At 64.6% G+C, this 13372-nt stretch carries 11 protein-coding genes; 7 read left to right on the top strand and 4 right to left on the bottom strand.

Going from position 1 to position 13372, the window contains the following annotated elements:
• Window positions 1-14: 14 nt before the first annotated feature.
• Entirely contained in the window at window positions 15-764 is a 750-nt protein-coding gene (gene tpiA / locus FMM02_RS10415) for a triose-phosphate isomerase (RefSeq protein WP_147494776.1), read from the bottom strand.
• Window positions 765-849: 85 nt separating this feature from the next.
• On the opposite strand from tpiA, the gene FMM02_RS10410 reads away from it, so the two are divergent.
• The 6 genes from FMM02_RS10410 to FMM02_RS10385 all read left to right on the top strand — a co-directional run bounded on the left by FMM02_RS10410 (window position 850) and on the right by FMM02_RS10385 (window position 7384).
• Entirely contained in the window at window positions 850-2790 is a 1941-nt protein-coding gene (locus FMM02_RS10410) for a peptidylprolyl isomerase (protein ID WP_147494775.1), read from the top strand.
• A 10-nt stretch (window positions 2791-2800) separates the two neighbouring features.
• Window positions 2801-3385 (top strand): anthranilate synthase component II, encoded by a 585-nt coding sequence (locus FMM02_RS10405; RefSeq protein ID WP_147494774.1) that lies wholly within the window; start codon window positions 2801-2803, stop codon window positions 3383-3385.
• A 56-nt stretch (window positions 3386-3441) separates the two neighbouring features.
• Window positions 3442-4092 (top strand): transcriptional repressor LexA, encoded by a 651-nt coding sequence (gene lexA / locus FMM02_RS10400; RefSeq protein WP_147494773.1) that lies wholly within the window; start codon window positions 3442-3444, stop codon window positions 4090-4092.
• A gap of 3 nt (window positions 4093-4095) precedes the next feature.
• Window positions 4096-4440 (top strand): VOC family protein, encoded by a 345-nt coding sequence (locus FMM02_RS10395; RefSeq protein WP_147494772.1) that lies wholly within the window; start codon window positions 4096-4098, stop codon window positions 4438-4440.
• Window positions 4441-4670: 230 nt separating this feature from the next.
• A complete protein-coding gene (gltX, locus tag FMM02_RS10390) occupies window positions 4671-6080 on the top strand; it encodes a glutamate--tRNA ligase (protein WP_246104775.1) in 1410 nt (469 codons plus the stop codon).
• 17 nt (window positions 6081-6097) lie between these two features.
• On the top strand, window positions 6098-7384 hold the full coding sequence (locus FMM02_RS10385) for a citrate synthase (protein WP_147494770.1): 1287 nt from the start codon (window positions 6098-6100) through the stop codon (window positions 7382-7384).
• Here the strand turns inward: FMM02_RS10385 and FMM02_RS10380 are convergent.
• The 3 genes from FMM02_RS10380 to FMM02_RS10370 are packed head-to-tail and all read right to left on the bottom strand — an operon-like array spanning window position 7381 to window position 10935.
• Entirely contained in the window at window positions 7381-8706 is a 1326-nt protein-coding gene (locus FMM02_RS10380; RefSeq protein ID WP_187107767.1) for a sensor histidine kinase, read from the bottom strand. The two genes, FMM02_RS10385 and FMM02_RS10380, sit on opposite strands and share 4 nt — an antisense overlap.
• Complete coding sequence (locus FMM02_RS10375; protein WP_147494768.1) at window positions 8699-9709, bottom strand: hypothetical protein; 1011 nt, start codon at window positions 9707-9709, stop codon at window positions 8699-8701. The genes FMM02_RS10380 and FMM02_RS10375 overlap by 8 nt, the downstream gene beginning before the upstream one ends.
• Window positions 9710-9744: 35 nt before the next feature.
• The gene (locus FMM02_RS10370) at window positions 9745-10935 is read right to left on the bottom strand and encodes a glycosyltransferase family protein (RefSeq protein ID WP_147494767.1); all 1191 of its coding nucleotides are present in this window, start codon (window positions 10933-10935) and stop codon (window positions 9745-9747) included.
• 133 nt (window positions 10936-11068) lie between these two features.
• Here FMM02_RS10370 and FMM02_RS10365 point away from each other — a divergent pair, with 133 nt between their 5' ends.
• A complete protein-coding gene (locus tag FMM02_RS10365) occupies window positions 11069-13369 on the top strand; it encodes a coiled-coil domain-containing protein (RefSeq protein ID WP_147494766.1) in 2301 nt (766 codons plus the stop codon).
• Window positions 13370-13372 lie beyond the last annotated feature (3 nt).

The raw sequence follows: 13372 nt of genomic DNA, 5'->3' as shown, positions 1-13372 counted from the left end.
TCAATGAACGAGGCTCAGCCTGCCTGGGCCGCGGCTTCCACGATCGGCAGGAAATCCGCCGCCAACAGGCTCGCGCCGCCCACCAGCGCGCCATCGACATTGTCCACTGCGAAGATGTTGGCTGCGTTGGCGGCCTTGACCGATCCGCCGTAGAGGATGCGGATCTGGTTGCCGGCATCGCCATAGGCTGCGACCAACCGCCCGCGAAGTGCGGAATGCATTTCTTCAATGTCGTGAACCGAGGGGATCTTGCCGGTGCCGATCGCCCAGATCGGTTCATAGGCGATCGAGAAACGGGCGGGGTCTGCGACCTTGTCGGGGAGCGAGGCGTCGAGCTGGGCCGAGACGGTCGCCACCGCCTTTCCAGCCTCGCGCACCGCATCGCTCTCGCCAATGCACAGGATGACGTCGAGGCCAGCCGACAAGGCAGCCTCGGCCTTGGCTTTGACATCGGCGTCGGTCTCGCCCTGGCCTTCGCGCCGTTCGCTATGGCCGACGATGGTCAGCCTTGCGCCGGCATCCAGCAGCATGGCGGCGGAAATGGCGCCAGTGTGGGGGCCTTCGGGAAAGGCATGGACGTCCTGTCCGCCGATCGCGAAGCCCGGCGCAGCGCGGACTCCGCGCTCGATCAGCGTCGCCGGAAGGCACAGCGCCATGTCGATATCTGTAACTTCGGCGGCGATTGAAATGTGCGTGACCTGACCCAGGTTGGCCGCGACCCCGTGCATTTTCCAGTTGCCCACCACCAGCTTGCGCCGCGCCATATCCGATTCCCCTTTCAGCTTGCTTGCTGTTGCAGGATGCCGCCCCTAAAGCGACCCCAACCCTTTTCAAAGCCGAGAGAGTTGAATGCTCGCCGCCTTCCGTAACCTTTCCAAGTCCGCGCTGGGGACCGTCGTCGCGGTTCTGTTTCTTCTGGCTATCCTTGCCTCCTTCGCGCTGGCCGATCTTTCCAACGTTCGTTCGGGAACGATGGGTGGCGGTGGCGGCGAGGCCTTGGTCGAAGTCGGCAGCGAGGAAGTGAGCGAGCGCGAATTGAGCGATCGCATGCGACGCGCGCTACAGGATGCGCAGCGTGAGGATCCGACGGCAACCTATGCCTCGATTGCCGGCCAGTTCGGTGCATTGCTTGAGAGCCTCGTCGACGAAAAGGCTTTGCTTTCCTTCGCGCAAGATCATGGCTTCTTCCTGTCCAAGCGCCTGGTGGACGGACAGATTGCCAGCCTGCCGCAGACCCGGGGACTCGACGGCAAATTCAATGACCAGGCCTATGCAGCCTTCCTGCAGCAGCAGCAGATGACCGACGCGCAGCTCCGCAACATGTTGCGGGTCGCCCTGATGCAGCGCCTGATTGTTGCGCCTGCGGCGGTCGAAGCCCGCGTCCCGATCGGCGTGGCCCGGTCCTACGCCGACATGTTGCTAGAGCAGCGCGAAGGCCAGATGGCCCTTGTTCCCGCGGAAATGTTCCGCGCTGGTCTCAATCCGTCCGATGGTGACCTTCAATCCTTCTACGCCCAAAACCGGCAGCGTTACGTCATTCCGGAACAGCGGGTGCTGAAAATCGCGCGACTCGGCCCTGAAGCAGTTGCCGGTGTCCAGCCGACCGACGCCGAAATTGCCGCCTATTACAACGCCAACCGGGCGACCTATGGCGGTCTGGAAACGCGGGTGATCAGCCAGGCCGTCGTCCAGGACAAGGCGGCAGCCGACGGTATCGCCGCCCGCGCTCGCGGCGGCGCGGCCTTTGCTGCCGCCGCCGCGCCTGCCGGCTTCGCCGCTGCCGACGTGACGCTCGGCGCTCAGAACCGTGAACAATTTGGCGCGCTCGCCGGCGAGACTGTCGCCAACGCCGCCTTCTCCGCCAAATCGGGTGCAATCGTCGGACCGGTTCGATCCGACCTGGGCTGGCACGTCATCAAGATCGAGGAAGTTCGCGCCGCTTCGGGCCGCTCGCTGGCGGCTGCGCGTGGCGAGATTGCAACCCTGCTTGCCGCGAACAAGCGCAAGGAAGCGCTGACTGACCTTTTGACCCAGGTCGAAGACCAGATCGCTGACGGAGCTAGCTTTGCCGAGGCCGCCGCCGCGGCCAAGTTGCAGGTTGTGACGACGCCAGGCATTTTCAGCAACGGAACTGCGCGCGGCGACGGCGATTTCCGCCTTCCGACCGAACTTGCGCCCGCGCTCCAGGCCGGCTTCGCGATGGCCGTCGACGATGATCCCGAGGTCATCACCCTGCCGAATGACGCCGGCTATGCGCTGGTCGGGGTTGATCGCGTGATCGAGGCCGCACCGGCGCCGCTTGCCCAGATTCGCGAAAAGGTTCGCGATGACTGGATCAAGCGCAAGGCGCTCGATCGTGCCCGCGCGGTAGCTTCCGAGATTGCCGCCAAGGTCGCCCGCGGCATGTCCATGGACGAGGCGCGCGCCTCTGCTGGCGTCGCCCTGCCGCCGATCGAGTCGGTCACGGCCCGCCGCCTGCAAATCACCCAGGCCAATGCCGATGCCGTGACCGCGTTGCGGATGATGTTCTCGCTGTCCGAGGGCAAGAGCCGGCTGGTTGCCGACCCGCAAAATCGCGGCTTCGTGATCGTCAAGACCAACAAGATCACGCCCGGCAATGCGCTCAACAACCCCGGCCTGATCAGCCAGACCCAGTCGGCCTTCCAGCAGACCGCGTCGAACGAGCTCGGCGAGCAGTTTCTTGCCGCGCTCAAGGCCGATCAGGGCGTCGAGCGTGACGCCGACGCGATCGCCGCGGCGCGCCAGCGGATTATCGGGTCGGGCCAGTAAGCAGCGGCGGATGGCCGCCCCGGCGATCCTGGTTCTCGACAATGTCGACAGCTTCACCTTCATGCTGGTGGACTATCTGGCGACATTGGGGGCTGATATCCGGGTCGAACGGAGTGACGCCATCGATGTCGGCCAAGCCTTCGCCCTCGGCGTTTCGGGCGTAGTCATCTCGCCCGGTCCGGGCGGCCCGCGGCAAGCAGGAATCTCCGTCGACCTCGCCAAAGCCTGCATCGCGCGGCGCCATCCGCTGCTCGGCGTTTGCCTCGGCCATCAGGCGATTGCCGAGGCCTGTGGGTCGGAGGTTTGCCGCACCGAACCGGTCCATGGCAAGGTAGCAACAGTCAGCCATGACGGGACCGGACTGTTTGCGGCCCTGCCCTCCCCGTTCGCGGCTACCCGCTACCATTCGCTGGCGGTTCCCAATCCTATTGCACCTCTTCTTGCCAATGCCTGGGCCGCCGATGGAACGGTGATGGCGATGCGCCACGCCGACGCGCCAGTCCATGGAATCCAGTTCCATCCGGAAAGCATCGCCACCGACCATGGCCATGCGCTCCTGAGGGCATTTCTGGGACTTTGCAGCGCGGGCTCTTGACAGTTCGCCAGTTCGTTTCCTACACGTTCCCTATTCGTTCCGGGACGGAGGGTCCGATGCTAACTTCAAAGCAGCATGAATTGCTGAATTTCATCCATACCCGCCTGTCGGCGACCGGGGTCAGTCCCAGTTTCGACGAAATGCGCGAGGCGCTCGACCTCAAGTCGAAGTCGGGGGTTCACCGGCTGATCTCGGCGCTGGAGGAGCGGCAGTTCATCCGCCGGCTCCCCAATCGCGCCCGGGCGCTGGAAATCGTGCGGATGCCTGAAGCGGCGGTCCAGACCCCCGCTCCCGCACGGCGGCCCATTGTCCCGGCAGCCGCCAATGACATGGTGGAAATTCCAATGCACGGCAGGATCGCTGCAGGCACGCCGATCGAGGCGCTTCAGGGAACGGAAGGCTTTGCCGTCCCGGCCGCGCTGCTCGGCCCGGGCGAACATTATGCGCTTGAAGTGTCGGGGGATTCGATGGTCGAGGAAGGCATCCTCGATGGCGACTATGCGCTCATTCGCAAGGTCGACACGGCGCGCGACGGCGACATTGTCGTCGCCCTGATCGACCAGGCGGAAGCCACCCTCAAGACGTTTCGGCGCGAAGGGCAGATGGTCCGGCTGGACCCCGCCAACCGCCAGTATGAAGCGCAGCGTTATCGGCCTGACCAAGTGTTGATCCAAGGCCGCCTTGCCGGTTTGATCCGGCGCTATTGATCAATGGCCCCGGCCCGCCTCGATTATGTCGAACTGCCGAGCGCTACCGCCCATGAGTTGACGCGCGCGTTCTACGCCCGGTCGTTCGGTTGGACCTTTACCGAATTCTCCCCAGACTATGCCGCGACCAGCAGCGGTGACACCGACATTGGACTCAACGGCCAGCCGGACGAAGCGCTTGCGGCACCACTGCCGGTGATCAAGGTCGACGATCTCGAAGCGACCTTCGATGCGGTGATCAAGGCAGGCGGCATGATTGCCAAGCCGATCTTTGCCTTTCCCGGAGGGCGCCGCTTTCACTTTATCGATCCGTCGGGCAGCGAGCTTGCAGCCTGGAGCGACGCCTAAGGCTGAGCCGGCGCTGCCCCCCCGCTCTGCGGCATTACCTGTTCCGACGCAGCCACAAGGGCGACTGCCCACGTTCGCGTTCGCGTTCGAAGAAATGTACGATTGCAGGGAAAAAACAGGCGATTCTTGCAGACAAAAAGCGTTGATGCGCCGGTTCCAGCGGCGCGTTCACTATGATAGGGGCGCTCGTTCAGTCCATTCGGACCAAGCCAGACAAGAGGAAAGATCGCTTGAGCGCGAGCGGCAAGATCGAAGGCGTCGTTACGCGCTTCGCCCCATCGCCAACCGGCTATTTGCACATCGGCGGTGCCCGTACCGCCTTGTTCAATTACCTGTTCGCCCGCCGTCACGGCGGCAAATATCTCCTCCGGATCGAAGACACCGACAAGGTTCGCTCGACCAGGGAAGCGATCGAGGCGATCCTCGACGGTCTCCAGTGGCTGGGAATTTCCGGCGACGGCGAGCCCTATTTCCAATCGCAGTTCGAGAAACGGCATGCCGAGGTCGCGCACCAATTGCTCGAGATGGGCGCTGCTTACCGTTGTTACATGTCGCAGCAGGAATTGGCCGCTGCGCGTGAGGCAGCGCAGGCCGAGCGCCGTCCCTTCCGCATCAATAGTCCCTGGCGCGATCGAACCGACGGCCCTGCCGACGAACCCTATGTGATCCGGATCAAGGCACCCCAGGACGGCGAAACGGTCATCGACGATCTGGTGCAGGGTCGAGTGACCGTCGCCAATGCCGAGATCGACGATTTCATCCTGCTACGCTCCGACGGCACTCCGACCTATATGCTGGCGGTGGTGGTCGACGATCACGACATGGGCGTCACCCATGTCATCCGCGGGGACGACCATCTCAATAACGCCTTCCGCCAGCTGGCGATCATCCACGCCATGGGTTGGCCGGTGCCAAACTATGCCCATGTCCCGCTGATCCACGGCTTCGACGGGGCAAAATTGTCGAAGCGCCATGGCGCCCTCGGTGTCGACGCCTATCGCGACAATCTCGGCATCCTGCCGGAAGCTTTGTTCAACTATCTACTCCGCCTCGGCTGGGGCCATGGCGACGACGAGATCATCAGCCACGATCAGGCCGTCGAATGGTTCGATATCGCCCATGTCGGCAAAAGCCCTTCCCGCTTCGACCAGAAGAAGCTGGAGAATCTCAATGGCCACTATCTGCGAGAAGCCGACGACGCGCGGCTGGCAACGCTGATCTCGCCAAAATTCGGGCTTAGCTATGAGCAGCTACCGGCACTGATCGCGGCGATGCCGGAGCTGAAGGCCCGAGCCCATACGATCAACGAACTGGCCGAGGGCGCCGAATTTCTCTACGCGAGCCGCCCTCTTGTGCTCGATGACAAGTCCCAGAGCCTGATCACCGAGGAGGCGCGAACCATCCTTGCCCAAGCTAGGCAAAAGCTTGCTGCACTGCCGAATTGGGACCACGATTCCCTCGATGCTGCGGTGCGGGAGGTTGCAGAAGCGAACGGAGTTAAGCTAGGCAAGCTTGCCCAGCCGCTCCGTGCGGCGCTGACGGGCAAAACAACCTCGCCGGGCATCTTCGACGTCCTTGTTTTCCTTGGAAAGGACGAGAGCCTGGCTCGCATCGCCGATCAATTGCCAGAACAGAAGTAAGAGCTGGAGCCGAACGCATGACCAAGACCGTCAACCTCACCACGACCGGTGGCGATTACGCCTACCCGCTGCTTGAGGGCTCGGTCGGCCCGGACGTCATCGACATCCGCAAGCTCTATGGCCAGACCGGCCAGTTCACCTACGATCCCGGTTTCACCTCGACCGCCAGCTGCCAGAGCGCGATCACCTACATCGATGGCGATGAGGGCGTGCTGCTACACCGCGGCTACCCGATCGACCAGCTAGCCGAACAGTCGACGTTCATGGAAGTGGCTTACCTCCTGCTCCACGGCGATCTGCCGAAGCAGAAGGAGCTCGACGAGTTTACCTATACGATCAGCCGGCACACGATGCTGCACGAACAACTGGCGACCTTCTATCGGGGTTTCCGCCGCGACGCGCACCCAATGGCGATAATGTGCGGCGTAGTCGGCGCTTTGTCGGCTTTTTATCACGACAGCACCGACATCACCGACCCGCAGCAGCGGCTCGTGGCGTCGCACCGGCTCATCGCCAAGATGCCGACCATCGCCGCGATGGCCTACAAGTACAGCATCGGTCAGCCGTTCCTCTATCCGGACAACAGCCTCAGCTACACCGGCAACTTCCTCAGGATGACCTTCGGCGTCCCCGCCGAACCCTATGAGGTCAATCCGATCATTGAAAATGCCATGCGGCGGATCTTTATCCTCCACGCCGACCATGAACAGAATGCGTCTACCTCGACCGTCCGGCTGGCCGGCTCGTCGGGCGCCAACCCTTTCGCCTGCATTGCCGCGGGTATCGCCTGCCTTTGGGGTCCCGCGCACGGCGGCGCCAACGAGGCAGCGCTCAACATGCTGCGCGAAATCGGCAACGTTAAGCGCATTCCCGAATATATCGCCCGCGCCAAGGACAAGAACGACCCGTTCCGCCTGATGGGCTTTGGCCACCGGGTCTACAAGAATTACGATCCGCGCGCGAAGGTCATGCAGGCCACCGCGGAAGAGGTGCTGAAGGAACTCAACCTTTCCGACCCGGTCCTCGATGTTGCCCGCGAACTGGAACAGATCGCCCTGCACGACGACTATTTCGTCGAGAAAAAGCTGTATCCGAATGTCGATTTCTATTCGGGCATCATCCTCAACGCGATCGGCTTCCCGACCGAAATGTTCACGGCACTCTTCGCCCTCGCCCGTACGGTCGGATGGGTCGCCCAGTGGAACGAGATGATTTCCGACCCGGAACAGAAGATCGGCCGTCCGCGCCAGCTGTATGTCGGCGCGACCCAGCGGGAGTATGTCCCGGTAGCCGCGCGCGGCTAGGCGATCGGCAGGACCAGCGTGAAACGCGCGCCTTCGCCCGGCGCGCTTTTCAGGCGAATATCGCCGTTCATTGACCGGGCAAGCCGGCGGGAGATGGCCAGCCCAAGCCCGATTCCCTCGGACGATGTGCCAACCCGCTCATAGCGTTCGAAAATGCGTTGCTGGTCGACGGGATCGATCCCCGGTCCCTCGTCGGCGATCGTGACCGCGACTTCATTGACCGCCTGTTCGACAATCACCGCGATGGTCGAGCCGACCGGAGAATGGCGCACGGCATTGCCCAGCAGGTTGACGATGATCTGAACCGCCGCGCGGGAGTCGCCAAGCGCCATCGCCACCGGCGCCGATCCGACCGGCTCGATCTGGATATTCTTTTCCGCTGCATTGGCCTGGACCAGCTGGATCGCGTCGCGCGCGGCCTGTGCGACATTAATCCGGTCGGCGTCGCCCGGCTTCTGCTCGGTCATCGCCCGGATCACCGACAGGAGGTGGCGTCCTGCGGCGGCGATGTCACCGGCATAAGCGGCATAGTCGCTCCGGAGCGGCCCCTCGCTGCGATCAACGATACGATCGGCCGCAGCGATGATCCGGTCGAGGGGGCTGCGAAGCGCATCGTCGAGAGAAGCGTCGAACAATGAACCGCCCCCCGCGCGATCGCCTTCGAAGCCTACCTCTATCTCATAGCCGGCGAACTGGCCGCGACCATCACGGACGGCGCTGCCCTTGAGCTGAAGTTTCGATCCGTCACCGCCGCGCACCCGCGCCGACTGGCCTTCGAAATCATGGTGGCCGGCAAGGGCCATGACCATCGGCATGCCGCCTTCATCGTCTTCGATGAGGGCGAACAGCCGGGTGACCGACTGGCCAACAATCGCCGATTTCTCCTTGCCGAACCGCTCCACCAGCCCCTCATCGATAGCCGTGACGTTAAGGTCGGCATCTGTGGCCAGCACCTGACCCATCGCCTGAGTGGCCGCGCCACTGGCCGGATCCGGCTCGACCAGCGTCAGGCGCGGCGGCGCCGGCGGACGCATGTGCCACCCTTCGATCGTCAGGGTCGCGCCTTCGCCATCGGGGTCTACCCGGACCCAAAGGTCGAGGTCGCGGTCGCTGGCCGCCGCGATGATCGAACGGGAAAGCGGCACGCCAAGCTTCATCGCCGAGCGCGCGACGGCTGCGAGCTGGGGAATGGCCAGCAATTCGCCGATCTTCGACCCGGCCTCCTCCTGAAGCTGCTGCAGCGGCTGGCCGGCCGAGACCAGCCGTCCGGCACGGTCAACCCGGCCGGTCACCGGGCCGCGATCGTTTGGCGCGCTAGCCATGGGGATGTTCCAGCGCTTCCCGTGCAAGCCGGTAGGAAAGATCGAGCCGCAGCCAGCGGCGGCAATCGTCGACCTTCGGCTGGGCGAGCGCATCGTAGCGGTCGATCAACCGTTCGGCGCTCTGGTGATTGGCCCTGTCAAAGCTTGCCAGGATTTGCGCCGCGGTCGGCCGGTCGCAATCGGCAAGGCGGGCCAACATCATCATGTCGCGGCTGGTGAACAGATTCCAGCCATCAACATAGTCGACCCCGGCCCGGCGGGAAAGAACTCCGACCAGCAGGGCCGCATCACCGTCCTCGGCCAGTTTGCGCACGATCTTGTCATCACCCCGCCCCGCGGCATGAAGGGCCCGCGCCAATCCGGCCACCGCCGATTCGAGACGACGCCCTTCGTCATGGCGGGAAAGGAGCGCTCGGGCCGCGGCGGTAAGGTGCGGGTCGGCCGATGCATCCAGTCCGTCGCGGAGCGCCGCAGCCACGGCAAATACCAGCGCGACGGCATCCTCGGCCGCGAGATCGTCGAATTCGATTTCTAGTCGGCCATAGCGATCTCTTCGGCGGCCACGCGCCAGGGTCAGGGTCATCGCCGCCTCCGCGACGCCAGAATCTTCGTCGCCGACCAGCTCGGCCAATGTCGATCCGGCCATGACCGGCACGGCGCTGAGTTGCTGTTCGTCGGCGCGCCGCAGCAGCAGCGCGATCACATCCTCGCGCTCCAGCAACCTGCTAACGCGAAGGCGCCGATTGATCCCCTCAAGCGCGCGCTCCGCCTCCGCCGCAACTAATCCGGGCAGGTTCGCAATGATCTCGTCGGCAAGGTGGGTGATAAGGTTGCGCAGCATTGCGGCCATCAAGGCCCGCTCCTCGTCGGTTAGCCGCGCGCTTTCGTCGAGGAAGAAGTCGGCAAGCACCGTGGGCAGCCGGCCACGCCCTTCGCGCGGCCGCGCGGCATCGACCGGGCGGTCGGCTGCCAAAGCAGCGGGCGGCCATTCCACGGGCATCATTCCCCCCCCATAAAACAGATGGGGTTAACGCGCCGTCAATCGCGTTGGACGCCGTGACGATAATGTTGGGCGATGAAAAAGCTTGCCGCCGCATAGGCAGCGAGCGTTGCGATATAGCCGCTCCACCAGCCCAACAGGCCAAACGGGACGGCCAGCCAGATCGCGGTGCGCGCGGAAAACAGCCATTGGTCGCCGGGAACCGGTTTACCGATGCGCTCCACTCTGCCGGCTTCGGCAAAGGCCGCAGCGCTAAGCGCGGCCATCACCGCGCCCCACCCCGAACCGTTGCGCGTTTCGAACCAGCCAAGGGCCAGAAGCGCGAGCCCGGTGAGCGGCCACAACAGCCGGCGCGAGAGCATCGACGGGCTAAGCGGTCGCAACCGCAAGGCGGCAAGGCGTCCCGCCACCAGGTCGAGCGGCGTCGACAGGAGGAGCAGACCGAGTGCCGGCCAGTGCCAGCCCCTCGTAAAGCAGAAAGCGGCGATAGCGGTCAGCAGCACGGCAGCATGCAGCAGCCAAGGCGGCTTCACCGACGTTTCCATCAATTTCTGCGTGGCGACTTCCTCGACCAGCGGAAGCAGATAGCGACTGACGACATCGGTCCGGGCGGTGCGCGAGGCAAGCAGCAAGCGCCGTTCGAACCCCACCATCGCACCCTCGTCGACGGCAAGGAACGGCCCCCGGCCCTCGCCCGAGCTTGATGCGACGAGCCGCGCGCCGGCCTGGACCGACCGGCGAAGTAGGGTGGATTGAAGGTCCCAGTCCCCAAGCATCGCGGCAGTGGTGTTGAGCAGGCTGGAATCGACCCGTGCAACGCCCGCCCACCGGTGAAGCCCATCGATTCGCTCGAAGGGTTGGTGCGGTTCGTCATCGGGAACGGTCAGAATTGCCGATTCCGGTTCATCAACGAGCCGTTCCAGGTCGCCGAGATCGGGCGCGATGCCGTCGGCCAGCACCAGCAGCGGGGTTCCCGGCTCGAACCGGCTCGCCGCCTCGATACCGTCGCTGACCGGAACAACCGTGATGCCTTCAGAGCGGAGCCGCTCGAAGGCGTCATTGAGGGCGACCGGAACCCGCTCGACCAGCACGACCAGCGGTGACGCCCCGGCGGACGCCAGACAGCGCGCCTGATATTCGATCAGCGTTCGCCCGGCGAGAGGAAGCAGCGCGCGCAGGCCGCCCGCATCGTCTTCCTGATAGGCTCCGATCAGGGCGCCGAGCGCCATTACTGTCTCCGTGTGAAGATCATGTCCCCCCGTGGACCCGACCGACATAGGCCAGTCCTGACCGCCATTTCCACCCCACACTGTTGCCGATTGTCGCTTTCGCCTGCCAGCAAAGGTGGTAAACTCCCTGGTCATGAGCATTAGCCCGAAGCGCGCCCCGAACGAATTCTCCTTGCCGGAAACCCCGGTCGCCGAAGGGGATTCCTTCCATCAGGAGGCGCCATTCGACGCAATCAGCTGGTCGGAAAACCGAGACCCCGACAGCGTCGCCACCGAAGGCGGGCGGCAGGTGCTGGGTTGGGCCCTAGCCGTCTTTGCCCTGATTTGGACGGCTTACGCGGCCTGGTCCGCCGGACGAGTGCTGGCCGATCAGCCCCTGTCGAGCCCCGCAGTCGCACAGTGGGTCGCCATACTGACCGGTCCGCTGGCATTGATGGGCCTTGTCTGGCTGATGTTCGGACGGACCCGGCGCAAGGAGGCGGAGAAGTTTACCCGCTCGGTGATCGCGATGCGGACCGAGGCCCGCTCCCTTCAAGACCTGCTCGGCGCCCTGTCACAGCAAATAGCGGAGAATCATCGTTCGCTTGGCATCATGGCCGGCGATCTCATGGGCCTCGGCGACCAAGCGTCAAACCGGCTTTCGGCGATTACCGCCGACCTCAGCGCCGGGTCGCGCACGCTGGCCGACCATGGCGCCGCGCTGGATCGGGCGGCAGAGGCGGCGCGGACCGACATTGGCGTCCTTTTAGCGGACCTCCCCCAGGCCGAGCAGAGCGCGCGCCGCATGGCGGAGTCGCTGCGAGACGCGGGCCGTTCCGCAAAGGAGCAGGCGCGCGGCTTTGAACTCCAGGTCGAGTCGTTGGCAGAGCGGACTCGCGAGGCAGACGAAGTCGTCCGCCAGGCTTCGGAACGATTGCTCGCTGATCTCACCCGGATCGACGAAGCCGGCGCAAATACATCGCAGCGGCTGGCCGACACCGGAAGCGAAGCCGGCAGCGCGATCGACGCGCTGATGGCCCGCACGGCCGAGGCATTGGCCGAGATCCGCCGCGGGATCGACACCCAGGCTGCGGCAGTCACCGCGCTCGTATCGCAAAGCCAGGCCGGAATCGCCCGCGCCGGGATCGACGCCGCCGAACAATTGGGTGACAGGTTGAACGGCGCCGATCAGGCGCTGGACGGCCTCACCACCAGGATTGCCGAACAGGAACGCGCATCGCAGCGCCTCCTGGCCGACCTTTACACCGGGCTAGCCGCGCTCGACGAGCGCTTTCTCGACCTCGCCCGATCGGGCGATGAACGTGCGACCCATGTCCACGCCAACCTGTCGCGATTGCGGACCGAGCTGGAAGCGCTGGCCGCCACCACCGCGACCCAGGACGGTGCGCTCGGGTCATTGGCGGATCGTACCGAGATGCTGCGTAGCGGTCTCGACCGGCTCGCCTCCGCGCTGCAGACCGAAATGGCCCAGTCGATGGGCGAGGTGGAATCGGCAGCCATTCGCATGTCGTCACTGACCGAAACGACCCGGCCCAATGTCGAGGCGATGCGCGACGCGGCAGCCGAAGCCGCGGACCGGATTGAATCGGGCGCTTCCACCGTGGCGATCCAACAGGATCAGCTCGCAGCGCTGATGACCTCGGTCGATCTTGGCGTCAGCCAGGCCGAACAAAGGTTGACCGAGCTTTCCGCGGCCATTGCCTCGGCGGGGGATGAGGCTGGCAGGCTGTCGGCGGAGACGGGGCCGGCGCTGGTCGCTGCCCTGGTCCAGGTCCGCGAAGCCGCAAGCCACGCCGCCGCGCGCGCCCGTGAGGCGATTGCCGAGGTCATCCCTCAGTCAGCGGGCGAACTCAGCGTGGCGACCCGTGCCGCGCTGGAGCAGGCGATGCGTGACAGCGTTGAATCCAAGCTCGCCGAGCTCGACCAGGTCGCGGCCCGGGCGGTCGAAACCGCGCGCGAGGCGTCAGACCGGCTGACGGCGCAGATGCTGTCGATCGGCCAGAGCGCGGCGGCGCTCGAGGCGCATATCGAGCGCAGTCGCTCCGCCCAGCAGAAGGATAGCGGGGAGGAATTCGCCCGCCGTGTCTCGGTATTGATGGACTCGATGAACTCGGCTTCGATCGACGTGCAGAAAATCCTCAGCGACGAGGTCGATGAGAAGGCCTGGAATCATTACCTCAAGGGTAATCGCGGGGTGTTCACCCGCCGCGCTGTCCGCTTGCTCGACGGCACCGAAACGCGCGCCATCGCTGCACAGTATGAAGGCGACCCGGAATTCCGCGGCGCGGTCAATCATTATGTCCAGGATTTCGAATCAATGCTGCGCCGGGTCCTTGCCGAGCGCGATGGCGGGATGATCGCCGTGACATTGATGTCGAGCGACATGGGCAAGCTCTATGGCGCCCTGGCGCAGGCCGTCGACAAAAAGCTCTAGAGC

The sequence above is a fragment of the Sphingomonas xanthus genome (genome assembly GCF_007998985.1).
In the GTDB taxonomy this organism is placed as follows: domain Bacteria; phylum Pseudomonadota; class Alphaproteobacteria; order Sphingomonadales; family Sphingomonadaceae; genus Sphingomicrobium; species Sphingomicrobium xanthum.
This window is presented reverse-complemented; position numbering and strand designations above follow the sequence as displayed.